We start from the raw sequence: 21,218 nt of genomic DNA, 5'->3' as shown, positions 1-21,218 counted from the left end.
CACTGCGGCTGGGGATCAATCTTCGTCGGAGGAAAAGTTGTAATCCATCGACTGGCTCGGGCCCTGCAGGTACTGGCCCTGGATATAGCCGACACCCGCCTGCCAGAGCGTGGCCAGGACGGTGGCGCTGTCTACGAAGGGCACAATGGTCTGCTTGGCCTGTTCATGGAGCTGTGCCAGGAGCTGTTTGAGCGCTTCCTGATTCTCCTGGCGGCTCAGGTCCTGGGTATAGGAGCCATCGATTTTCACGAAATCGGCGTTGAGGTGCTTGAGCGTATTGAGCGGATTCAGCACACAGCCGAACTGGTTCAGGGCGACGCGGCAGCCGAGCCCGGCAAGCCCCTGGGTGAGCGCCTTGGCCTGCCTCAGGTAAGCGACGGCGTCGTTTTCGTCAAGTTGGAAAACCAGCGAATCGGGCGGCAGCTTGGAAGCCTTGAGTGCGACGCCAAGCCAGCCAAGAAGTGATGGGTCCTGCAGGCTGGGTCCTGACAGGTGAACCATCAGCCTCGTGCTGTGGCCCTTGTTGCGGTGTTCGGCGAGCAGTTTGATCGAGTTAAGCAGCACCCAGCGATCAATCTTGGTGGCCAGTCCTGCCTCTTTAGCGGCATCGAGAAACTCTCCCGGCGGAACCTCGGTGCCCTCTGGGTCGAGCAGACGCAATAACACTTCGTAGTGTTCGTGGCTATCGCCGCGGAGGCTGATGATCGGTTGGAACAGCAGGCGGAAGCTGTTCTTTTCCAGCGCCTGTTGCAGCATGGCGAGCACATTGCCGCGGCTAGCGGCGGCTGCAAGTTCGCGGGCCGGATCGTAGGTTCTCAGGGCGTTGCCATCGGTCAGCTCTTCGGCGCAGCGGTGGGCGCGGTCAATCACGTCCCGAGCTTTCGCAGTCTGTTCGTCGAGGGCGGCGACCCCGATACTCAGGCTGGTCTGAATGGTGCGGCCGCCGACATCGAAAAGATGCCCCTCGACCTTGCGTAGCAACTCAGTCAAGGGCTGTTCGAGTTGCTTTGGGGTGGCCTCTGCCATGAGTACAGCGAATGCATCGTCACCGAAGCGTGCCAGTTCGGCCTGCTCCGTAAACTGCGCGCGAAGCAGCTGCGCCAATTCGGCCAGCAAGCGATCCGAATCGCCCAGGCCGATTTCGGCTTGCAGGCTGGCGAAACGATCGATGCGGATGTAGGCGAGGCTCGAACTCTTTCCGACGTTTACGGCGCGCTCGACCGCGCCGTCCAGCGACTCAAGGAAATGGTTGCGGTTGTAAAGACCGGTCACCAGATCCTGACTGCTGATTTCGCGCAGCTTTTCCAGCTCGGCATTGTCGCTTTCTGCGCGAATGACGGCCTGGATGCACGGCTCGCCATCGTAGCTGGCAGGCGAAAAGTGCATGCTTGCCTTGAAGCTGCTGCCGTCAGCGCGAATTCCGCCGCAGACCAGCTCGGCGCTGCCCTGCAGGCTTTGATAGTTCTTCAGAAAGCCTTTGAACTCGCCCTGATCACAGGAAGCGATCAGGTCAATCATTGGCATGCCTTCGAGTTCTTCGACATCCTCGTAGCCAAACAGCTCCAGATAGGCCCGATTGGCGTAGATATGCATGCCGTCGTGGACATAGGCAATTGCATCCACCGAACTCTCCAGCAGCAGCTGGCAGCGCTTTTCGGCTTCGCGTAGTGCCAGTTCGGCGGAGCGGCGCGCGCGGCGCTCCTCAAGGTTTGCCAATTCCCTGCTCGCGACCAGGATCAGCCACTCGTCCTCGCCCTGCGGCAGCGCGCCCTGAGCGCCCAAGGTGAGGGCTTCGGTAATCGCATCGGTGTCGTTGCCCTCGATAAGCTGGATGACCGGAATATCCTTGGCTTGCTTGCGAATGGCGCTGATTGCTTCGCTAGGATCGAGGTTGACGCTGGACGGCGCATTGATCAGAAGATCCCAGGTCTGCTGCAGTGCATCGGCTAAGTCTTCGCTGGAGGTCAAGCGATGAACGCGCGTCGCCTGGCCCGCGTTACGAAACAGGCTGACCAGTCGCTCAGCTTCATTCTGCGAATCCTCGAGGATCAGCAGGCGGATGGTTTTCTTTTGCGGGGCCATGGCTGCAGCTTTAGAACGCGCCGTAGAGGGGCGTGAAGGCTAAAAAACGGTGATCGGCAATCTACAGCGTGTTCCAGAGCGAGTCAAAATCTTCACCCCGTGAAGTCGCCTGGGTGCCCCGCGCTGTGATCGGCGTCTCCTGGGGGGAGGCGGTGAGGCCCACCAGCTGATACTCAAACTGGTTATAGCTGCTGGTGCCCGCCTGCCGGCGACAGAGCATCGCGCGGTGCTCGTCACCGTTCTGGTTGATCTGCACTTTCTGGCCTTCTTGGAAGGGCAAACGGGGAACGATCAGCGTAGCCGGGCGCGAGACCACGCTGATTTCCGGCAGGAGCAGGGCGCGCAGGTATTCGCTGCCCTGATCGGTCTTGCGCAGCAGGCGAAGCCCGCAAGGCTGTGCTTGGGGCGCGATGAGTTCAACGCCCATCTGCGGCCCGCTGCCGCGGACCTGACGGACCCAGCGCACCACTGCGACGCTCCAGGTCTGGCTGGTGGCGTCCTGCAGGCCGAGCAGCTCGCCAGCCTGGAGTTGGGCCGGGACCTCGCCCGGCCAGGACAGGCAGTAACCGCCTGGGCTCTGGTCGACCCTTTGCACTTCGAATGTTGAAAATGGGCTATCGGCTTTAGGTTGTGCGGCCTCGTCTTCCTCGATCGCCTTGTCCGGTGCGGTAACCGGGCGGACGAACTCAATGTGGTCCTCTTCTGGAAGTCGCTCCTCCTCTACGACAACCTGGGCGTCGAACGCCACGGACCAGACGTCAGGTGCGGCATTGTTCAGCTTGAATACAGCTGATCGAGTCGCGTCAGGGCGTTTCAGCAGCTCGCCGAACGGGCGCTGGCCTGCCAGGTAGTAATGCAATGCGCTCATGCCGATGCACAGGGTCATCGACCCTTTTGTCGGGGCGCGTTGAAAGCTGCGCTCGGAGATGTCACCCCAGGCGGCAATCAAATGCTGCAATAGGTCCGGATTCAACCCTTCGGGGATGGCGAGCGTTTTATTCTCATTTGCTGGCAGCTGCAGGTGCGACTGGATGGCTTTGACCAGAGCATGCGGGTCGATGCCGAGCAGATCGGAGCGTTCGTTGGCAGGGAACATCGATCGGTAGCGCGGTGGACCATCGATGCGTGGGGACACGCCGAACAGGCTGGTCGGCCCCAACCCAGCCTGCAGCTGGACCAAGGCGCTCCAGGGCTCGAGCAGTTGCGCGAGCTGGCCGATACCTTGCTGCCGCATCTGGTTGCAGCGGGCGCTGCCCAGCATCAGCGCAACGATGTAGCTCTGTTCGGTGCTGAGGCCAGGAACCTGATAGCACAATTCGTCCTGCACGAGGGTGCGGTGTATGCCTTGGGCGACGGCTATTGCGTACAGCTGATGCAGCTCCAGCCACAGGCCATCAGGCGTCGGGCTGTAGAGCTGTGTGGAGCGCACGAGCATTGCGCAAAGGCTGCGGATTGCCCGCTGCAGGGCAATGGTGAGCAACTGCAGGCGGTCACGTCCAGTCTGTGGGGCCAGCTCGGCGGAGATCAATTTGTAGCCAATGGCGAGATGGTTGTGCAGTGCTTGGCACAGGCTAGCCACTTTGCGCGGGCGTTCGCCGAGCACGATAGGCTGGTTGATGAAGTAGCGTTCCAGTTCCCGGCAGACGAAATGGATCTCTGGTCGCAGCAACTCGAGCAGCTGCAATCGGTTCGCCGCGGTCGTGCGAAGCTGATTGAGCTCGCGCATGGCCTGGTACAGCTGTCGCGCGGTCTCGCCGAGGTTCGCCTTAGGCAGGCCGGAAAGCCAGCGTCTGACGCCGCGCACGCTGGGTTCGCAGAAGGATAACTCCTGGCAATTCGGCGTCGACACGCGCAACAGTAATGGCTGGCTCTGGTTATCCAAGCGATAAACTCCGTGGCATGCCTGCAGCCGTGCCACCAACGGCGGTGGTGAACTGGGGAGGCCCGCCACGCCGTGATATCAATATGCAATCGTTGCAAGCAATCATAGCGAACCCGGAGCAATTGGCCAGCGCCCGCCGACCATTGGCGGTGTCAGACCTGAGGTGAGACCGGTGGTGGCGCCACGATGTCGCCCTCCGACTTCGCCTGGCCCAGCGCTTCTCCCATGCGGACCGGCGTCAAGGCCCCCAAGTGTTCAGCCCAGCTGACCCGGTCCGGTCCAAACAGCAAAATTACGGTGGAGCCGAGCTTGAAGCGGCCCATTTCCGCCCCTTTCTCCAGCCTAATGGGCGCGCGCGCTGCTTCGTCGTAGTGAAAGGTCTTGAGCGAACGCTTGGGCGGCGTAACCAGTCCGGCCCACACGGTCTCGATGCTGGCGACGATCATTGCGCCGACTAATACCATGGCCATTGGCCCGTGTTCGGTATCGAACAGGCAGACCACCCGCTCATTGCGAGCGAACAACTCCGGGACGCCTTCAGCGGTGACGGTGTTCACCGAGAAGATGCGGCCCGGTATGTAAACCATCTCCCGCAGGGTGCCGGTCAGCGGCATATGCACCCGATGATAGTCCTTGGGCGATAGGTATACGGTGGCGAAGTCCCCACCCATGAAGGGCGCGGCACGCTGGTGATCGCCGCCGAGCAGTTCCATCACGCTGTAGGTGTGACCCTTGGCTTGAAAGATCCGCCCTTGCTCGATCTTGCCGAGCTGGCTGATGGCGCCATCGCAGGGGTTGAGGACCGCAGCGGGTGTCGGATCGAGTGGGCGAGCACCGTCTTTCAATGCGCGGGTGAAGAAGGCATTGAAATGTTCAAAAGCAGTCGGCTCTTCGATCTGAGCTTCGTGCATCGGCACGCCAAAATGACGAATGAACGCCTTGATGAACGTGTTTTTCACCCACGGCAGGCGGCACTCGGCGAGACAGCCGGCGAGGCGCGAAATCAGATGATGTGGCAGCAGATACTGGCTTAATACAAACAAGCGATCTTTCATGGATGACCTTTTCATTGCTGGATCGGGGTGTCGGGTAGATTGCCCCATTCGCCCCAGGAGCCAGGGTATCCCTTGACGCGCGGATAGCCCAATGCCTTGGCCAGCAGGTAGGTGAAGCCGGAGCGATGATGCGTCTGGCAGTGGGTGACAATTTCTTTGTCGGCGGTGATGCCGAGCGCTTCCAGCCGTTCAGCGATATCTTCGCGGATGCGCATGGCGCGTGCCGGGTCCATGGCTGCGGTCCACTCGAAGTTGATTGCGCCGGGGATATGCCCCGCGCGCGCTGCGAGCACTTTCTCGCCGCGATACTCTTCCGGCGAGCGCGCATCCCAGATCACCAGGTCGGCGGCACCGAGCCGGCTTTCGAGATACTCGCGGGTCGCGCTAGGGGTTTCGTCCAGCTGTAGGGGGACCGGGCCGCCTGCAGCGACAGGGCTGTCTTGCGACAGGGGGCGCTGTTCTGCCAGCCAGGCGTGCAACCCGCCGTTCAGGTAGTGGTAATTGGAATGGCCGATGACATCAAGCAGCCAGATGAATCGGCCGGCCCAGCCGCCCCCTTCGTCGTCGTACACCACATAGACAGCGTCGGCACGATGCCCCAGCGCGCCAAATAGTGCTTCCAGCTGAGGCTTGCCGGGCAGTTGCCCCGGCGCCGGTGGTTGGCCGAGCTGAGTCTGCTTGGGATCGACGAAGCGAGCGCCAGGCACGTGGCCCTCGGCGTAGCGGGCCGCACTGGTCAGGTCGACCAGAATCAGCTCGGGAGCATTCAAGCGCTCGGCCAGATCGGCCGGTTCGATTACCAGCGGCAGGGTGGAAAAGGCGGACACGGCAAGCCTCGAGCGGACAGAAAGGAGCAGTCTAGCGAAAAAATCAGCGGGCGCGTTTGCTGAACGTCGCCAGGGCGCGCTCGATGCACTGGACCGTCTTGGTGAAGGCCTGCACGCTCGTCTCACTGAAAGCGGTATTGTTCTGATCGACCACCAGCAGCATCACCACCCGGTCTTCCAGGCCGACGGAGCGCAACAGGACGTGTTCGCTGGGGAACAGTGCTTTCAGTGCGCCGGGCAACAGCGCTGTGAACTGGGCGAGGTTATCCGGCTTGAGCCGTAATAACGCCGGTTTTTCCAGCAATCTGCGCAACACCTGGCTTTGCTCGGGATCGAGCGTCAGCCGGGCTGCTTCGTTTGGCAGCCCGTCGGCCTGCTGACTGACCAGGCGCTGTTGCTTGCGATCTACCATCAGCAACAGTACGCGCTGCATGCCCGAGCAGGTCAGTGCTTTGCAGGCGGTCGCCGTAAGTTGGAGCACATTGTCGAAGGGGCAGGGATCGCTGAGCAGCTCGCGGCAATGCTCGCGCCATCGGGTCAAGGTTTCGGTGTCGGGCAGCTTCGCGGCCTTTTCCACCTGGAAGGTGCTTTCCCATGGCCAGAGTAGCCCCTGGGCCGGATGCCAGAGATCGGTTGGCCCGATCGCACGGGCGCTGGCCGCCGCTTGCTGATGCGCCATCTGCTGCAGTTCGGCGAGAGGCACCTGCAGGTAGAGTCCAGCGAGCCGCTGCCAGCGCAGGCTATGGATGCCGCTCCAGCTGTGATGTGCCGAAAGTGCCAGACCGTTTGCGAGCAGGATGGTGTTGCTTGGTAAGGTGAGCCAGCGACGCAGCGTAGGGTCGGCGTCGAGCATCTGTTGCTGGTGCAAGGGGTGTTCATTATCGCGGGCGATGTGCAGTGCCTTGATCAGCATGCGCCGGTGCTCGTTGAGGAGCCGGTAGCCTTGGGCAATCCAGCCGGGCAGCCCCCAGTGTTCGGCGGTGGCGATGCAGAGCTCCAGCAACGAGACGCCCAGCAACGATTGCTCGACCTGGCGGGCGGGTTCGCATTTGACCAGTACGCGTTGCTCCCAGGTCTCCAACAGTTCCGGGTGCGCGGCGATCAGCGCCCACGCCGGCGAAAGAAACAACAGGCTGCTCCAGTGGATTTCCTGCCAGAGTCGCGCCAAGCGTGAAGCAAACAATCCGTTAGCCTGCTGGCTGGCGTGGCTACTGATCAACATCAGCTGCCGTAACGGCGCCGGAATATCGTTTGGTTGAGCGGCTGGCACCTTGGCAAACAGGGCTTCGGCGCGCTTCAGGCCGATGCGGCTGAGTGCAACCTCAAGGCTCTCGGCCGGTTTGTTGGTCGATCCGGCGCTGCGGTTGGCTTCGCGGATCACGGTAAGTGCAAGGACCGGACTTTCCTGTATAAGGTCCGAAATCTCGCGCATGGATAAGCTGCTGTCGCCCAGTGCCCGTTGAACACGCGCATAGGGACCGGCAGCCGCTGGCAGGACAACGGCGTCCAACGTCTTGAGCCAGGCTGCAAGCGTGCGGGGGTATGGTGTCGTAGTCATGGCGCCGCCGAACTAGCATTTCATCGGGATGGCCTTTAGTCTGGCGCAAAAGTTCCGATAACCAGAACAATTCTTTTCATCTGCCCTTCCGCCTGACCCCAATCGAGATCGTGCGATGTCGCACGGCTTGTTTCAGGTGCCCTAAGATCGGGTTTTAGACGTACCTACCTATGGCAAAAATAATCGGCATTATTGTGGTAATCGCCAGTGTTCTTGGCGGTTTCATCCTGTCCGGCGGCAAGGTTGCCGCGCTGATCCACCCGTTCGAGGTGATGATCATCGGCGGTGCCGCACTTGGCGGCTTCCTGCAGGCGAACCCCGGCAGCACGACCAAAATCGTGTTCAAGAAGTCGCTGCAGATGTTTGGCAACCGCTTTACTCACAAGTACTACCTGGAAGTGCTGGGGATGCTCTACGAGATCCTCAACAAGAGTCGCCGTGAGGGCATGATGGCCATCGAAGCCGACATCGAAGATCCCGCAGCCAGTCCTATATTCAGCAAGTATCCGGCAATTCTGAAGGACGAGCGTATGACCGCCTTCGTCTGCGATTATCTGCGCATCATGTCGTCCGGCAACATGGCTCCGCACGAGCTGGAAGGGCTGTTCGATATGGAGCTCAACGGTCTCAAGGAAGAACTCGAGCATCCGTCTCACGCTGTGGCGAAAATCGCCGACGGCTTGCCCGCGATGGGAATCGTGGCCGCGGTGCTGGGCATCGTGATCACCATGTCGGTGCTCGCTTCGGCAACCAACGCGGAGATTGGTGAGAAGGTCGGTACGGCCCTGGTAGGTACCTTCCTCGGTATTCTGGCGTCCTACGGTTTCTTCGGCCCGCTGTCGGCGGCACTCGAGCACGACGCCAAGGAAGAACTGAATCTGTACGAGGGCATCAAGGCGACCCTGGTGGCCTCCGCGTCGGGAATGCCGCCGACGCTGGCCGTTGAGTTTGGCCGCAAGGTCCTGCTGCCGGCGCACCGTCCGAGCTTCGCTGAGCTTGAACAAGCGATGCGTGGTAGCTAAGCGCAATCATGGACAATACCCAACCAATCATCGTCAAGCGGATCAAGAAGGTCGCCGCGGGCCACCACGGTGGCGCTTGGAAGATTGCCTTCGCCGACTTTGCGACCGCCATGATGGCGTTCTTTATGGTGATGTGGCTGATGTCCTCGGCCACGCCCGAACAGAAACGTGCGATTTCGGGCTATTTCCAGGACCCGATTGGCTTCACTGAAAGCGCCAGTCCGCATGTGATCGATCTGGGCGGCACCCCAACGCCTGCGCCGGACCGCACGCTCAATGACGTCGTCGACCCGTCAGTGCAGCAGACCGACGCAGCGATGGATGCGGAGCAGGCGGAAACCTTCGCCGAGCAGTTGGAGCGCGAACGTCTGGATCTGTTGCTTCAGGAACTTCAGAACAAGGTTGACGAAAATCCGGAGCTGACCCGCTTCAAGGACCAGATCCTGTTCGAGATCACTCAGGACGGCTTGCGCATTCAGATCATGGATGCGGCCAATCGTCCTATGTTTGCCCTAGGCAGTGCCCAGTTGCAGCCGTACTTCGAAGATATTCTGCTGGCCATGGCCGATACCATTCGTGCGGTGCCGAACAAGATCAGCGTCAGCGGGCACACCGATGCCAAGCCCTATTCTGGGCGCGGCGAATTTGGTAACTGGGAGTTGTCGGCAGGGCGGGCCAATGCGGCTCGGCGCGCCTTGGTTGCGGGCAGCTATCCAGAGGAACAGATTGCCCGGGTGGTGGGCTATGCCTCTTCGGCCTTGTTTGATCGGGAGGACCCGCTGAATCCCGTCAATCGCCGCATCGATATCCTGGTGTTGACCAAGAAAGCGCAGCGCGATATCGAGGGTGAGCAGTCGGACTCCACGGGGAAAGACGCAGCGTCAGAGCCCACGTCCGCAGGCGATACGTCCGCGCCCTCGGCAGCGCCTTCCGCGCCGCTGCAAGCACCGCAGTTGCGCGAGCGGCTGAACATCTTCGAGGACGGTGTGCTGCAATTCGACCAGCCTGGCGGCAACTGAGCCGGGCGGCTCAATCGCTTCTGGTCAAGCAAGCGTCAGTAGTCGGCTTCCGGTAGGCTACTGATGATATGTCGATAACTGGCCATGCGTTGTGGCTGGATTTGCCCCTGCTCCAGTGCCTTGAGCAACGCGCAGCCCGGCTCACGGTCATGCTTGCAGTCGCGAAAGCGGCAGTGACCCAGCAGGTCCTGGAACTCGATGAAGCCGGCCTCGACATCAGAGCGGCTTACGTGGCCCAGGCCGAATTCGCGGATGCCCGGGGAGTCGATTAGCTCACCACCGCCGGGGAAATGAAACAGCCGCGCGGTCGTGGTGGTATGCGTTCCCTTACCGGTCATCTCTGACAGCGCACCCACCCGGGTGTCGACGCCAGGCAAAAGGCTGTTCACCAGCGACGATTTGCCCACCCCGGACTGGCCGACGAATACGCTGACGTGCCCGTCGAGGCGCGCTTGCAGCGCCTCCATGCCGGCACCGTCATGCGCGGACACCTCCATCAGGGGATAGCCCAGGGTGCGGTAGACCGCCAGCAGGGCGTTGAGTGCACCTTCGTTCTGGGCATCAATCAGGTCTGCCTTGTTCAGCAGCAATAGCGGCGTGATACCGGCATGCTCGGCTGCGATCAGGTAGCGGTCGATGAGATTGGCGTGCGGCTCCGGCAACGGGGCGAAAACGATGACGATCAGGTCGACGTTGGCGGCCACTGGCTTGAGCTGACCGCGAGTGTCTGGCCGGCAGAGCTCGGACTGACGCGGCAGTTGCGCAACGATTACACCGATGCCCTGGTTGCCTGGACGCCAGACCACTCGATCGCCGGTCACCAGCGCTGGCAGGTTTGCACGCAGGTGGCAGCGGAACACCTGACCGCCGTGCTCGCCTTCCTGAGCCTCAACTTCAACCTGCACGCCGAAGTGAGCGATGACCAGGCCGGTCTGTTCCGGGCCGAGATCGCCGCCCTCGAGCTCTTCCACTGTGCGTGATTCCCGCCGCGCCGCGCGTGTGGCGCGTTCTTCCTGGATCTTCTCGATGCGCCAGCTTTGCCGGCGGTTGAGTTGGCGTTTGGCCATTGCGTGGGTGCCCAGGTATGAAAAAGAGGGCGAGTCTAACATGCACGTGAGTACAGGCTGCGGGCCTGTTTTTGCTGGGCTTTTGGCCGGTAGACTAGGCCGTCTCTACCGTTGGCGGCCAGCGCCCATGCCTGTCTCCTCACTTACTCGTTATCCCGCCTTGCTGGCGCTGCTCAGTCAACTGCTGTCGCTGCTGCTATGTTGGCTGTTGCTGCTCGTATTGGCGCGACTGCTGGGCTGGCACCTCAGCCTTTTAGGGGCTGCCTGTCTGCAAGGTGCGGTTGCTGCATTGATCGGTCAGCGCCTCGGATTGTCGCGCTGGTGGCTGCCAATCAATCTTGGCTTCGTGCCGGGGCTGGTGCTTCTTCAAGACCATGCGCTGCCACCCTGGTTGTTGCTGGTCGGCTTTCTAATCCTGCTGATGTTGAACTGGAACGCCCTGACCGAGCGGGTTCCCTTGTATCTCACGGGTTCGGTTGCCGAGCAGCAGCTGGCGCAACGGCTACAGGCGCTGCCCGATGGGTTCAGTTTCGTTGATCTGGGCAGTGGGCTCGGCGGCACCCTCCTGCGGTTGGCGCGGCTTTACCCATCGGCACGTTTCGTCGGTGTCGAGACGGCGCCGCTCACCTTTACATTGTGCTGGTTGCGCTGTTTGTTCCAGCGCAACTGCCGGGTGCGTTTTCGCAGCTTCTGGCGCGAACCGCTGGCCGGCTACGATGTGGTCTATTGCTTTCTCTCGCCTGCTCCCATGCCCGCGTTGTGGCAGAAGGCTCGGGCCGAGATGAGTCCGGATGCGCTGTTGATCAGTAACAGCTTCGAGGTGCCTGGCGTTGAAGCGCAGGAAACTCTGCCCATCGATGACTGGCGGCGTTCACGCCTGCTGATCTGGCGGCCCGGGGCGGCCCCGCAACCTGACGGCCGCTCCGCGAGCGGCTAAACTGCGCGCCACAGCCAAGGAGTTCACCATGCAGAACCCGCAAAATCTCATCTGGATCGATCTGGAAATGACCGGTCTGGATCCTGACAACGACGTCATCATCGAAATGGCAACCATCGTTACCGACAGTCAGCTCAACGTGCTGGCCGAAGGGCCGGTCATCGCCATCCATCAGAGCGATGAAGTCCTCGCCGGTATGGACGAGTGGAATACGCGCCAGCATGGCGGTTCCGGCTTGACTCAGCGGGTGCGCGACAGCCAGATCACTACCGAGGACGCCGAGGCGCAGACGCTGGCGTTTCTCGAGCAGTGGGTGCCTAAGGGCAAGTCGCCGATCTGCGGTAACAGCATCTGCCAGGATCGGCGTTTCCTATACCGCCGTATGCCGCGCCTGGAAGCCTACTTTCACTACCGCAACCTGGACGTTTCGACGCTCAAAGAATTGGCCGCGCGCTGGGCGCCTGAGGTACTGGCTGGCTTCAAGAAAGGTGGTACGCACCTGGCGCTGGACGACATCCGCGAGTCGATTGCCGAGCTGCGCCATTACCGCGAGCACTTCATCAAGCACTGATCACGCCGAAGCATGGCAAAACCGGAAAAATGCGTGGTTTACACAAGCTGCGTGCGGCATCAGCGCAGCTTGAAACGGTTACCGGCCAAGTCTTCGCAGTTCGTCTGACTCAACCACCCGCGTACCTTCGCCTTCCTCCAGCGCCAGGCGCCAGAGCGCCCGCGCCAGAGTGCAGGCAGAGATACCCCTGTATTTGCCGGGCAGCAGATAGGACAGCGGGGCGGTCAGCCGTTCGACTGGGCGGACCTGCATGCGTGGCCCGAGCAGCTGCGAAGGTCGCACGATGGTCAGTTGCGGCCAGTTCTGGGCGCTTAGCGCCTGCTCCATCTCGCCTTTGACACGGCAGTAAAAAATAGAACTGGCGGGGTCGGCTCCCAGCGAGCTGATTACCAGCAGGTGTCGCGCGCCCATCTCCCGAGCGCGTTTGGCGAAGGCGACAACCAGGTCATGGTCGATGGCGCGAAAGGCGTTCTGGCTGCCTGCTTCCTTCAGCGTGCTACCCAGGCAGCAAAACGCGGTGTCGATGTCACCCGACAGCTCCGGCAGCAGCGTCTGCAGCGGGCCAATCGGGTTCTCAAGCCGCGGGTGGGTGGCTAATTGCTTGCGGCTGGGGGCGAGCACGCACTCTACTGTGGGTTCGTTGAGCAGGCGGTCGAGCAGGTGCTCGCCGGTTAGCCCGGTGGCGCCGGCAAGCAAAATACGCTGTGGCGTCAGATACATGGTTTGGCTTCCTGTAACGATCAGTCAGATGGCGCTGGTTGCTGTCTGCTCAGCACTCGCCAGCGTTCGACAACCTGCTCGGGCGCCCATATCTGCGGCTCCGAAGCTTGATAGTGGTCGGCTTGTTCCCGTTCGGCAACCCTCGCCTGTGCCAGCGTGAATGCCTGCACAATATCCGGAGTTTCCTGCAAGGCCTCGGCAAATAGAGCGCGGCCGAAGTAGGTGAAGTCGCTCTCCTCGGAGCAGCCAAACGACACGCGGTCGGCACGAGCTGCGGTAATGATGAGCGTGTTGGGGCTTTTCAGCGGCTCGATGAACCCGCCGGAATAGCAGGCAGAGATCACAATGATCTTGTTGCGTTCGGCAAGTGGCTGCATCAGCGCCGACAGGTCGGCGGCTGGCAAGTCCTCTAGCGCCAGCCGGGGTTGCGCGAGGACCAACTGATGGTCTGCCGAGCCGTGACTGGTCAAGTAGATGAAGATCAGGTCTTCCGGGCCGCTGCGCTCGGCCAGCCGGGCAATCGCGCGGGAAAGGTTTTCGCGAGTAGCCAGTGGCCGGTCGGCGAAGTGGTCGCGGTGGTTGACCAAACTGATCTGACCGCGCGCGGCAAAACGTTCAGCCAGCAGGTCGTCCACGTAGTCGACCTCGCGCAGAAACACACTTTGCTGTCCATCGCCTGCCAGGGTCAGGCTGTAGAGCTCTGCCGCCGGGGTCGATGGCGGCACTGCGTCAAGTGCGTCCGCCAACAGCTGGCCCTGATGCAGCAGGCCTATCTCCAGTGGGTCGGCGAGGCGCTTGCCTTGAGCATCTTGGCTTAGGCGGCCGGCCCGCCACGTACCGCTCCGCTTGGTGCCATCGGCGAGGATGAGGGTTCCCGGCCCATCGAACTGGCCTGCCTGGAAGCGACCGACGTACTGAGCGCCGTCCGGCTGGCGCAGATTCCCTTCGCCGTTGTACTGCCAGCGTGTGAACTGTCCGCTGTAGTGCGTACCATCGATGCCGACATATTCGCCGTTGCCGCTTAGTTCGCCGTGTTTGAAGGTGCCTCTCCAGACATTTCCGGCAGCATCTTCGTAGCGCCCCTGGCCATGGAAAAGGTCGTCCTGAAACTGGCCGAGGTAATGCTCGCCGTCGTTGCTACGGTAAACGCCGTCACCGCTGAGTCGGCCGTCGGTGAAGGTGCCGCTGAATACTCCACTGGTGTCGCTGCGGGTGCCCTCGCCGTCGGGCTGGCCTTCGCCGAATTCGCCCTCGTAGCTGATGCCCTCTGCTTCCTGCAATTTGCCGGTGCCGTGATAGAGGCCATCCTTGAACCCACCTTCGTAGCTCAGACCGGGTTCGCTGTAGCGGCCCGTGCCGTTGAGACTTCCCTGCTCGAAATGCCCTTCATAGACGCCACCCGTGGCGTAGCTGAAGCGGCCCTGGCCATTGAACAGACCTTGTTTGAAGGAGCCTTCGTAGCGGTCGCCATTAGCGCCTTGCCAGACGCCTTGACCGTGCCACTGTCCATCCTTGAACGATCCGAGGTAATGGCTGCCGTTGGGGTAGTCGATACGCCCTTCGCCCTGCAGCAGGCCATCGATGAACTCGCCCCGGTAACGACCACCATCAGGCAGCACGGCGTCGGCAGGCAACAACGGTTCGCCATCACCGCAGGCGCTCAAAAAACAGGCGAACAGAAGTGGAGCGAGTTGGCGCATGCGGCTTTCCAGAGGGGTGACGCCGCAGTATGCCGCAAACTCAGCGGGGTGCGGCAACTGCGCCCGTCTGGTCAGACAAAGCAGAGCGCCAGGGTCTCAGCAATGTAGGCGGGCTTTTCCACGCCCTCGATTTCCATCACAGCGCGCGACTTGAGCAGCCACTGTCCCGGGTTCTTCTCGTAGGCGTCGAGTAGCGTCGCTGCAACGCGAACCCGCGAGCCGACCCTGACTGGCTGGATGAAGCGCAGGCTGTCGAGCCCGTAGTTGACGCCCATCTTGGTTCCTTCAGGGCGAATCATCAATTCGTCCATCAACATCGGCAATAGCGAAAGCGACAGGAAGCCGTGGGCGATGGTGCCACCGAACGGGGTTTGCGCAGCTTTTTCCGGGTCGATGTGGATGAACTGGTGATCACCGGTGCAATCGGCGAACTGGTCGACTCGCTGCTGATCGACGGTGAACCATTCGGAGTGGCCTAGCTCTTTGCCAATGTAGTCCTTGAGTTCTGCTACGGGTACTTGCGGCATATATCCTCCGGTGTTTGTTGTTTTGTGCGGATGTGACGCAACGCTAGATCAGCACGCAGCCGAGGGCGAATCAACCAAGCATGGTTCGTGCGAATGGCGCGCCATAGGCTGATAGGGAGCTGTTGCGGGTGTCGTTGTGGCGAGATGCTTATAATTGCGCTCCTTTGCTCTGGAGGCTTCCATGCTGCTACGCGGACTAACCTGGCTGCTGCTGTTCCAACTGCTTGGCACTGCGCTCAACGTAATGGTTCTGCCAATGCTGCCGGGGCCAATCATTGGCTTGCTGTTGCTGTTCGTAGCGCTGCTGGCTCGCGGGCAAGCGAGTGAATCGCTGCAGGTCGCCGCGAGTAGTCTGTTGCGTTATCTGCCCTTGTTGCTGGTGCCGCCCGCTGTGGGTGTGATGGCCTATACCGGGGCGATTCTCGAGGATTTCTGGGCCATCGTCGGCGTACTGGTGCTCTCGCTGGTGGTGTCGTTGGTGTTTACCGGCTGGCTGATGCAAACGCTGATTCGCCGTCAGCAGCGCAAGGCAGGTCGCGCATGATCGCGATGCAGTGGCAGGCGGCTTGGGATGCGGTCATTCATCACCCCTTGTTTGGCGTGGCGATCACTTTGGCGGCTTTTCAGCTGGCCTATGCGGCCTACGAAAAAACCCACTGGGTATTTCTGCAGCCAGTGCTGGTGTCGATGGTGGTGGTGGTCGGTACGCTTGTGCTTTGCGGTCTGAGCTATGAGGAGTACCGCGACAGCGCCCAGATGCTGACCGTGCTCCTTGGGCCGACTACCGTGGCACTCGCGGTGCCGCTGTACCTCAATCTGCGGAGGATCCGCGAACTGTTCTGGCCTATCATGCTCACCCTGCTACTGGCCGGCACCGGCGCTACGGCGCTGGGCATGACGCTGGCGTGGGTCTTTGGTGCCGACCAGATGATCCTGATGACCCTGGCGCCCAAGTCGGTTACCTCGCCTATCGCCATGCTGGTGGCCGAGCAGATCGGCGGCGTGGTGGCGCTGGCAGCTGTCTTCGTGATGATCACGGGTATCATCGGCGCGATCATCGGCCCGGAACTGTTGCGCAGGTTTGGCGTTCAGCATCCTGCCGCCCGAGGCATGGCGCTGGGTCTGACTGCGCATGCGGTGGGGACTGCCCAGGCATTGCAGGAAGGCGACGAGTGCGGCGCCTTTGCGGCACTGGCCATGAGCCTGATGGGCGTGATGACTGCAGTGCTGCTGCCTTTGGCCGTGCTGATGCTGTCGTAAGGAGTTTGAATGAAGCTACCGTTGTTTCCGCTCGATACCGTTTTGTTTCCCGGGTGCACCCTTGATCTGCAGCTCTTCGAGGCGCGCTATCTGGATATGGTCAGCAGCTGCATGAAGGCCGGACATGGCTTCGGTGTGGTGCGTCTCATCGAGGGCAGCGAGGTGGGGTTGGCGCCGAGCGAATATGCCCTGACCGGCTGTGAGGCATTGATTCGCGATTGGCAACAGCGACCCAATGGCCTGTTGGGCATACGAGTCGAGGGCGGCCGTCGCTTCGATGTGTTGTCGGCCGAGGTGCAGCGTGATCAGCTGACCGTTGCCGAGATCAACTGGCGCGAGGAGGGGGACGACCTGCCGCTGAAGGATGAGCATCTTGATCTGGCTATTCTGCTGGAGGCGCTCGGTCAGCATCCGCTGGTTGAAGCACTGGGGATGGGCAGTGCCGCGCAGGGCCAGCGCTCGCTGGCGCATCAGCTGGCCTACCTGCTGCCCTTTCAGCCGGAGCAGAAAATCGAACTGTTGCAGCTTGACGATCCAGCGCTGCAATTGCAGCGGATTCAATGCTGGCTGGAGCAACTGCAGGGCGAGGCGGTCGAATAGTAAGGCGCCTTAATGGCGTGGCGGCACTACTGGTAGCGATAGAGCAGCATGGCGCCTGGCAATGCCCAGATCGCAAAGGCGCCAATCAGTCCCAGGGTGGCCGGCAGGATGAGCCACCATATTTTCGGCGACAGTGCCGTCATCGGTGCGCGCCATTGCACAAGGGTCAGGCTCGCCGCGCAAATGCTGGCTGCCAACACCGCGCCAGCGATCACATCGGTTGGCCAGTGAACGCCGAGATAGACACGCGACAGTGCAATTGCGGTGGCCGGCAATACGCCCAATAGCACCCAGGCCAGGCGCAGGCGCGGTGGCTGGCCCCTGCCGGCGAGAACCCCAAGGGTGAGAAAAAAGGCGAATGCCGCCGAGCTGTGACCGCTGGGGAAGCTGAAGCTGTGTAGGGGCTCCAACAGAATTTCCGGGCGGATGCGGCCGAAGGTCGCTTTAAGTGCGCCGTTGGCCAGCGCGGTGCCCAGCAGCGTGAGAATGGTGAACGCTGCAGCGCGCCACCGTTTTGTGGCGATTAACAACAGACTCAGCAACACGGCGGCCCACAGCTGGGTTTGGAAGTCGCCAGCTCGTGTGACCACGACCATGAAACGGTCGAAGATCGGGCTGCGCTCACCCTGAATGACCGTCATCAGCCCTTCGTCGAGTTCCACCAGGTAGGGCCAACCAATGAACAGTCCAATTAGAACGGCTGCGCTGAGGCCTGCGGCAAGCGGGGTCACCCAGCGCATCTGATGCAGGCTGCCATGCACCACGCCGCCGACGAGCAGAAGCAGAGCGGCGGTTACAACGCCCGCCTCGCTCCAGAAACCCTCTGGCAAGGGCAGTCGCACGGCTGCACCCGCCGCCCAGCCCGGCAGCAGATAGGCCATCGACCAGCCAGCCGCGGCGACCAGGCTAACCAGGAGAAAGCGCCCGAACGGCATGTCGAGCATGCCCGCGGTCACCGGCAACATGGGGCGCAGCGGACCGATGAACCGTCCTACAAGCAGGCTGGCGATGCCGTAGCGCTCGAAGTACAACTCGGCGCGTGTCAGCCATTCTGGGTGGTCGCGCAGGCCGCGAATACTGCGAATATTTTGATGATAGCGGCGCCCCAGCCCGTATGAGAGCAGGTCGCCAAGTAGACCGCCGGCATAGCCGAGGAGCAGTGTCTCGCCGAGGCTCAGCACGCCACTGCCGGCGACGACCGCAATGGCAAACACCAGCACGGTGCCGGGCATCAGCAAGCCAACAATGGCGAGGCATTCGAGACAGGCGACTACAAACAGGCTAAGGCCAAGCCATTGTGGGTGCTCAGTGAGCCAATTGGAGAGTGCGGTAAGCCATTCCGGCATGGTTGTTTTCCTTGGTCCGAAACGCTTCGACCCGGCACCTGGCGCCGGGGTTTCAAGCGTCTGGTCATGATAGCGCTGGGAATAGCCTGGAGCGGTCACTGATCAAACGGCGGATTTCGTCGCGCTTGGGTGGTCAGCTGCACATTCGGTGGGGTGACCTGCAGTCGGATGCTTTTCTGCCATTCGCCCGGCGCCGCTGTGCGTGAGGCGCGTGGGTGGCTATAATCAGCCGCTTTCCCTTCAGTCAGGCCAGCCAGACCATGACCGAGTCCGTACTCGACTACATGACCCGCCTCGGTCGCGCCGCGCGCGAGGCGTCGCGCGTGCTAGCGCGCGCCACCACAGCGCAGAAGAACCGGGCCTTGCAAGCCGCCGCCGCCGCGCTTGACGCCGCGCGTGAGGAGCTGGTCCGTGCCAATCGTGAGGACCTCGAGGCCGGGCGTGCCAATGGTCTGGACGAGGCCATGCTCGATCGTCTGGCGCTTACGCCTGCGCGCATCGACGACATGATCGAGGGGCTGCGCCAGGTCGCGAACCTGCCTGACCCCATCGGTGAGATCCGCGACATGCGCTATCTGCCTTCTGGCATTCAGGTTGGCAAGATGCGCGTGCCGCTGGGCGTGGTTGGGATCATCTACGAGTCACGGCCCAACGTGACCATCGATGCCGCCAGCCTGTGTCTCAAGTCGGGCAACGCCACTATTTTGCGTGGCGGCTCGGAAGCGATCCACTCGAACCAGGCCATTGCTCGCTGCATTCAACTGGGCCTAGCCGAGGCCCAACTGCCAGCTGCTGCGGTGCAAGTTGTCGAGACCACCGACCGCGCCGCCGTTGGGGCATTGATTACCATGCCGGAATACGTGGATGTGATCGTGCCGCGCGGTGGTAAGGGGCTGATCGAGCGCATCAGTCGCGACGCCAAGGTGCCGGTGATCAAGCATCTGGACGGAATCTGCCACGTGTTCATCGATCGGGCGGCCGACCTCGACAAGGCTGTTCGCATCGCCGACAACGCCAAGACCCAGCGCTATGCGCCGTGCAACACCATGGAAACGTTGTTGGTTCATGCATCCATCGCCGCTCGCGCGTTGCCGCCGCTAGCAGCCATCTACCGGGAGAAGGGCGTCGAACTGCGTGGCTGCCCTCGGACCTGTGAATTGCTTGGTAGCGATGTGTTGGTTGCGAGCGAAGAGGATTGGTCCACCGAATACAACGCGCCGATCCTGTCGATCCGCATTGTCGATTCCCTGGATGAAGCGATCCAGCACATCAACCGCTACGGTTCGCAGCACACTGACGCGATCGTCACTGAAAACTTCACCGATGCGCGGCGCTTCATTACTGAGGTCGATTCGGCGTCGGTAATGATCAACGCCTCCACTCGTTTTGCCGATGGCTTCGAGTACGGGTTGGGCGCTGAGATCGGCATTTCCACCGATAAACTGCACGCCCGTGGTCCGGTCGGCCTGGAAGGACTGACCAGCGAGAAGTACGTGGTATTCGGCGACGGCCACGTGCGTACTTGATGAGGGCAACTGGCACCCCTCGGCGCATCGGCCTTCTCGGTGGCACCTTTGACCCGGTGCATATCGGGCATTTACGCGGCGCTCTGGAAGTAGCAGAAATGGTCGGCCTCGACGAGGTTCGCCTGGTCCCTAACTACCGACCACCGCACCGTGAAACGCCATACAGCACTGCGCAGGATCGCTTGAGCATGGTTCGGCTGGCGGTGCAGGACTTGGCTCCGCTTTCGGTCGATGCACGCGAGTTGGAGCGTGACAAGCCGTCTTACACCATCGACACGCTGGAGTCTTTGCGTGCCGAGCTGGATGATGACGATCAGGTCTTTCTGATCATGGGTTGGGATGCCTTCTGCGGGCTTCCCGGTTGGCATCGCTGGGATGAGCTGCTCGATCATTGCCATATTCTGGTCATGCAACGGCCGGATGCCGACAGCGAGTCGCCGGAAGCACTGCGGGACCTGCTGGCGGCACGCAGCGTGAACGATCCGCTGACGCTTACCGGCAGCGGTGGGCAAATTGCTTTCGTCTGGCAGGCCCCGCTAGGGGTGTCGGCAACACGTATTCGTCAATTTCTGGCCAGCGGCCGGTCTGTACGCTTTCTCGTACCGGACGCCGTGCTGGCTTATATCAACGCGCACGGACTGTACCGGGCGTCGAACTGAGGTTGTTTCACATTATGCAAAATGATTCGTTGGCCCAGCTGGCCGTTAGCGCCCTGGAAGATCTGAAAGGCACCGATATCACGACTATCGATGTCCGTGGCAAGACCAGCGTCACCGACTTCATGGTTATCGCTAGCGGCACGTCCAGCCGTCACGTGAAATCGCTCGCCGAGAACGTGCTCGAGAAGGTCAAGGAGCAGGGCGTACGCCCTCTTGGTAGCGAAGGCCTGGACGGAGGCGAATGGGCTCTGCTCGACCTGGGTGATGTGGTGGTGCATGTGATGCAGGTGCCAACTCGCCAGTTCTACGATCTCGAGCGCCTCTGGCAAGGCGCCGAGCAGAGCCGTGCGCAGCACGCGGGCGAACAGGAATAGTCGATCCGTGCGGATCAAGCTGATTGCGGTGGGTTCGAAGATGCCGCGCTGGGTGGAGGACGGTTGGCAAGAATATGCCAAGCGCCTGCCGTCTGAGCTGCCTTTGGAGCTTCATGAAATATCGCTTAACACCCGTGGCAAGAATGCCGACGTGGCGCGGTTGATTCGTCAGGAAGGCGAGGCCATGCTGGCGAAGGTGCAACCCGGCGAGCGCATCGTCACGCTTGAAGTGACGGGGCGGCCGTGGAGCACCGAGCAACTGTCTAGCGAGCTGGAGCGATGGCGGCTCGATGCGCGCAATGTCAATCTCATGGTGGGTGGCCCGGAAGGGCTGGCCCCTGAGGTGTGTGCCCGCAGCGAGCAGCGCTGGTCGCTGTCGCCGCTGACATTGCCCCATCCGCTGGTGCGCATTCTTATCGGCGAGCAGATCTATCGCGCCTGGACGTTGCTGTCGGGTCACCCTTACCACAAGTAGTACAGCCAAAC

General features: G+C 61.6%; 21 protein-coding genes. 11 read left to right on the top strand and 10 right to left on the bottom strand.

Annotated elements, in window-relative coordinates; all coding sequences use genetic code 11:
* Positions 1-15: 15 nt before the first annotated feature.
* The 5 genes from ACQKIK_RS08260 to ACQKIK_RS08240 all read right to left on the bottom strand — a co-directional run bounded on the left by ACQKIK_RS08260 (position 16) and on the right by ACQKIK_RS08240 (position 7,404).
* The gene (locus ACQKIK_RS08260; RefSeq protein WP_499135560.1) at positions 16-2,082 is read right to left on the bottom strand and encodes a GGDEF/EAL domain-containing response regulator; all 2,067 of its coding nucleotides are present in this window, start codon (positions 2,080-2,082) and stop codon (positions 16-18) included.
* A gap of 61 nt (positions 2,083-2,143) precedes the next feature.
* Positions 2,144-3,964, bottom strand: coding sequence for a cyclic-di-GMP receptor FimW-related protein (locus ACQKIK_RS08255; protein WP_499135559.1), 1,821 nt, complete (start codon positions 3,962-3,964; stop codon positions 2,144-2,146).
* Between the two features lie 152 nt (positions 3,965-4,116).
* The gene (gene asd / locus ACQKIK_RS08250) at positions 4,117-5,019 is read right to left on the bottom strand and encodes an archaetidylserine decarboxylase (RefSeq protein ID WP_499135557.1); all 903 of its coding nucleotides are present in this window, start codon (positions 5,017-5,019) and stop codon (positions 4,117-4,119) included.
* An 11-nt stretch (positions 5,020-5,030) separates the two neighbouring features.
* Positions 5,031-5,846, bottom strand: coding sequence for a rhodanese-like domain-containing protein (locus tag ACQKIK_RS08245; RefSeq protein ID WP_046161758.1), 816 nt, complete (start codon positions 5,844-5,846; stop codon positions 5,031-5,033).
* Positions 5,847-5,889: 43 nt separating this feature from the next.
* On the bottom strand, positions 5,890-7,404 hold the full coding sequence (locus tag ACQKIK_RS08240) for an HDOD domain-containing protein (RefSeq protein ID WP_499135556.1): 1,515 nt from the start codon (positions 7,402-7,404) through the stop codon (positions 5,890-5,892).
* 170 nt (positions 7,405-7,574) lie between these two features.
* Here ACQKIK_RS08240 and motA point away from each other — a divergent pair, with 170 nt between their 5' ends.
* Together motA and motB are read left to right on the top strand one after the other, a co-directional pair.
* Positions 7,575-8,426, top strand: coding sequence for a flagellar motor stator protein MotA (motA, locus tag ACQKIK_RS08235; protein WP_499135555.1), 852 nt, complete (start codon positions 7,575-7,577; stop codon positions 8,424-8,426).
* 8 nt (positions 8,427-8,434) lie between these two features.
* Positions 8,435-9,445 carry a flagellar motor protein MotB gene (gene motB, locus ACQKIK_RS08230; RefSeq protein WP_499135554.1) on the top strand — a complete coding sequence of 337 codons (1,011 nt, stop codon included), beginning with the start codon at positions 8,435-8,437 and terminating at the stop codon, positions 9,443-9,445.
* 35 nt (positions 9,446-9,480) lie between these two features.
* On the opposite strand, the gene rsgA is transcribed toward motB, so the two are convergent.
* On the bottom strand, positions 9,481-10,512 hold the full coding sequence (gene rsgA, locus ACQKIK_RS08225; protein WP_128120695.1) for a small ribosomal subunit biogenesis GTPase RsgA: 1,032 nt from the start codon (positions 10,510-10,512) through the stop codon (positions 9,481-9,483).
* A gap of 127 nt (positions 10,513-10,639) precedes the next feature.
* On the opposite strand from rsgA, the gene ACQKIK_RS08220 reads away from it, so the two are divergent.
* Together ACQKIK_RS08220 and orn are read left to right on the top strand one after the other, a co-directional pair.
* Complete coding sequence (locus ACQKIK_RS08220) at positions 10,640-11,449, top strand: class I SAM-dependent methyltransferase (protein WP_499135553.1); 810 nt, start codon at positions 10,640-10,642, stop codon at positions 11,447-11,449.
* Between the two features lie 28 nt (positions 11,450-11,477).
* Complete coding sequence (orn, locus tag ACQKIK_RS08215; protein ID WP_064480689.1) at positions 11,478-12,020, top strand: oligoribonuclease; 543 nt, start codon at positions 11,478-11,480, stop codon at positions 12,018-12,020.
* A 78-nt stretch (positions 12,021-12,098) separates the two neighbouring features.
* Here the strand turns inward: orn and ACQKIK_RS08210 are convergent, their stop codons facing one another.
* The 3 genes from ACQKIK_RS08210 to ACQKIK_RS08200 all read right to left on the bottom strand — a co-directional run bounded on the left by ACQKIK_RS08210 (position 12,099) and on the right by ACQKIK_RS08200 (position 14,967).
* Positions 12,099-12,740: an oxidoreductase gene (locus ACQKIK_RS08210; RefSeq protein ID WP_499135552.1), complete on the bottom strand. Its 642-nt coding sequence runs from the start codon at positions 12,738-12,740 to the stop codon at positions 12,099-12,101.
* A gap of 20 nt (positions 12,741-12,760) precedes the next feature.
* Positions 12,761-14,440 (bottom strand): C13 family peptidase, encoded by a 1,680-nt coding sequence (locus tag ACQKIK_RS08205; protein WP_499135551.1) that lies wholly within the window; start codon positions 14,438-14,440, stop codon positions 12,761-12,763.
* A 71-nt stretch (positions 14,441-14,511) separates the two neighbouring features.
* On the bottom strand, positions 14,512-14,967 hold the full coding sequence (locus ACQKIK_RS08200) for a MaoC family dehydratase (protein ID WP_045424027.1): 456 nt from the start codon (positions 14,965-14,967) through the stop codon (positions 14,512-14,514).
* Positions 14,968-15,148: 181 nt separating this feature from the next.
* Here ACQKIK_RS08200 and ACQKIK_RS08195 point away from each other — a divergent pair, with 181 nt between their 5' ends.
* Genes ACQKIK_RS08195 through ACQKIK_RS08185 form a run of 3 tightly spaced genes read left to right on the top strand, consistent with a single transcriptional unit; the run spans position 15,149 to position 16,827 of the window.
* The gene (locus ACQKIK_RS08195; RefSeq protein ID WP_046161765.1) at positions 15,149-15,511 is read left to right on the top strand and encodes a CidA/LrgA family protein; all 363 of its coding nucleotides are present in this window, start codon (positions 15,149-15,151) and stop codon (positions 15,509-15,511) included.
* 5 nt (positions 15,512-15,516) lie between these two features.
* Positions 15,517-16,227 carry an LrgB family protein gene (locus tag ACQKIK_RS08190; RefSeq protein ID WP_499135888.1) on the top strand — a complete coding sequence of 237 codons (711 nt, stop codon included), beginning with the start codon at positions 15,517-15,519 and terminating at the stop codon, positions 16,225-16,227.
* Positions 16,228-16,236: 9 nt separating this feature from the next.
* Positions 16,237-16,827, top strand: coding sequence for an LON peptidase substrate-binding domain-containing protein (locus ACQKIK_RS08185; RefSeq protein ID WP_499135549.1), 591 nt, complete (start codon positions 16,237-16,239; stop codon positions 16,825-16,827).
* Positions 16,828-16,853: 26 nt separating this feature from the next.
* On the opposite strand, the gene ACQKIK_RS08180 is transcribed toward ACQKIK_RS08185, so the two are convergent.
* Positions 16,854-18,173 (bottom strand): bifunctional DedA family/phosphatase PAP2 family protein, encoded by a 1,320-nt coding sequence (locus tag ACQKIK_RS08180; protein WP_499135548.1) that lies wholly within the window; start codon positions 18,171-18,173, stop codon positions 16,854-16,856.
* A 260-nt stretch (positions 18,174-18,433) separates the two neighbouring features.
* On the opposite strand from ACQKIK_RS08180, the gene ACQKIK_RS08175 reads away from it, so the two are divergent.
* The 4 genes from ACQKIK_RS08175 to rlmH are packed head-to-tail and all read left to right on the top strand — an operon-like array spanning position 18,434 to position 21,207.
* The gene (locus ACQKIK_RS08175; protein WP_499135886.1) at positions 18,434-19,699 is read left to right on the top strand and encodes a glutamate-5-semialdehyde dehydrogenase; all 1,266 of its coding nucleotides are present in this window, start codon (positions 18,434-18,436) and stop codon (positions 19,697-19,699) included.
* Positions 19,699-20,358: a nicotinate-nucleotide adenylyltransferase gene (gene nadD / locus ACQKIK_RS08170; protein WP_064480684.1), complete on the top strand. Its 660-nt coding sequence runs from the start codon at positions 19,699-19,701 to the stop codon at positions 20,356-20,358. The genes ACQKIK_RS08175 and nadD overlap by 1 nt, the downstream gene beginning before the upstream one ends.
* A 14-nt stretch (positions 20,359-20,372) precedes the next feature.
* Positions 20,373-20,732 carry a ribosome silencing factor gene (gene rsfS, locus ACQKIK_RS08165; RefSeq protein WP_045424039.1) on the top strand — a complete coding sequence of 120 codons (360 nt, stop codon included), beginning with the start codon at positions 20,373-20,375 and terminating at the stop codon, positions 20,730-20,732.
* 7 nt (positions 20,733-20,739) lie between these two features.
* The gene (rlmH, locus tag ACQKIK_RS08160) at positions 20,740-21,207 is read left to right on the top strand and encodes a 23S rRNA (pseudouridine(1915)-N(3))-methyltransferase RlmH (RefSeq protein ID WP_499135547.1); all 468 of its coding nucleotides are present in this window, start codon (positions 20,740-20,742) and stop codon (positions 21,205-21,207) included.
* The last annotated feature ends 11 nt before the right edge of the window (positions 21,208-21,218 follow it).

The organism is Pseudomonas sp. NPDC047961, from assembly GCF_050272435.1.
Classification (GTDB): Bacteria; Pseudomonadota; Gammaproteobacteria; order Pseudomonadales; family Pseudomonadaceae; genus Stutzerimonas.
Note: the sequence above shows the minus strand (reverse complement) of the source record. Positions and strands in the feature narration are given on the sequence as shown.

What these genes read in the sequence shown, in the direction of transcription:
- ACQKIK_RS08185 (WP_499135549.1), top strand. Translation starts at nt 16,237, where the DNA reads ATGAAGCTACCGTTGTTTCCGCTCGATACCGTTTTGTTTCCCGGGTGC.
- rsfS (WP_045424039.1), top strand. Translation starts at nt 20,373, where the DNA reads ATGCAAAATGATTCGTTGGCCCAGCTGGCCGTTAGCGCCCTGGAAGAT.
- motA (WP_499135555.1), top strand. Translation starts at nt 7,575, where the DNA reads ATGGCAAAAATAATCGGCATTATTGTGGTAATCGCCAGTGTTCTTGGC.
- ACQKIK_RS08260 (WP_499135560.1), bottom strand. Translation starts at nt 2,082, where the DNA reads ATGGCCCCGCAAAAGAAAACCATCCGCCTGCTGATCCTCGAGGATTCG.
- ACQKIK_RS08195 (WP_046161765.1), top strand. Translation starts at nt 15,149, where the DNA reads ATGCTGCTACGCGGACTAACCTGGCTGCTGCTGTTCCAACTGCTTGGC.
- nadD (WP_064480684.1), top strand. Translation starts at nt 19,699, where the DNA reads ATGAGGGCAACTGGCACCCCTCGGCGCATCGGCCTTCTCGGTGGCACC.
- orn (WP_064480689.1), top strand. Translation starts at nt 11,478, where the DNA reads ATGCAGAACCCGCAAAATCTCATCTGGATCGATCTGGAAATGACCGGT.
- ACQKIK_RS08210 (WP_499135552.1), bottom strand. Translation starts at nt 12,740, where the DNA reads ATGTATCTGACGCCACAGCGTATTTTGCTTGCCGGCGCCACCGGGCTA.
- ACQKIK_RS08200 (WP_045424027.1), bottom strand. Translation starts at nt 14,967, where the DNA reads ATGCCGCAAGTACCCGTAGCAGAACTCAAGGACTACATTGGCAAAGAG.
- ACQKIK_RS08205 (WP_499135551.1), bottom strand. Translation starts at nt 14,440, where the DNA reads ATGCGCCAACTCGCTCCACTTCTGTTCGCCTGTTTTTTGAGCGCCTGC.
- asd (WP_499135557.1), bottom strand. Translation starts at nt 5,019, where the DNA reads ATGAAAGATCGCTTGTTTGTATTAAGCCAGTATCTGCTGCCACATCAT.
- ACQKIK_RS08240 (WP_499135556.1), bottom strand. Translation starts at nt 7,404, where the DNA reads ATGACTACGACACCATACCCCCGCACGCTTGCAGCCTGGCTCAAGACG.
- ACQKIK_RS08180 (WP_499135548.1), bottom strand. Translation starts at nt 18,173, where the DNA reads ATGCCGGAATGGCTTACCGCACTCTCCAATTGGCTCACTGAGCACCCA.
- motB (WP_499135554.1), top strand. Translation starts at nt 8,435, where the DNA reads ATGGACAATACCCAACCAATCATCGTCAAGCGGATCAAGAAGGTCGCC.
- ACQKIK_RS08175 (WP_499135886.1), top strand. Translation starts at nt 18,434, where the DNA reads ATGACCGAGTCCGTACTCGACTACATGACCCGCCTCGGTCGCGCCGCG.
- ACQKIK_RS08190 (WP_499135888.1), top strand. Translation starts at nt 15,517, where the DNA reads ATGCAGTGGCAGGCGGCTTGGGATGCGGTCATTCATCACCCCTTGTTT.
- rsgA (WP_128120695.1), bottom strand. Translation starts at nt 10,512, where the DNA reads ATGGCCAAACGCCAACTCAACCGCCGGCAAAGCTGGCGCATCGAGAAG.
- ACQKIK_RS08220 (WP_499135553.1), top strand. Translation starts at nt 10,640, where the DNA reads ATGCCTGTCTCCTCACTTACTCGTTATCCCGCCTTGCTGGCGCTGCTC.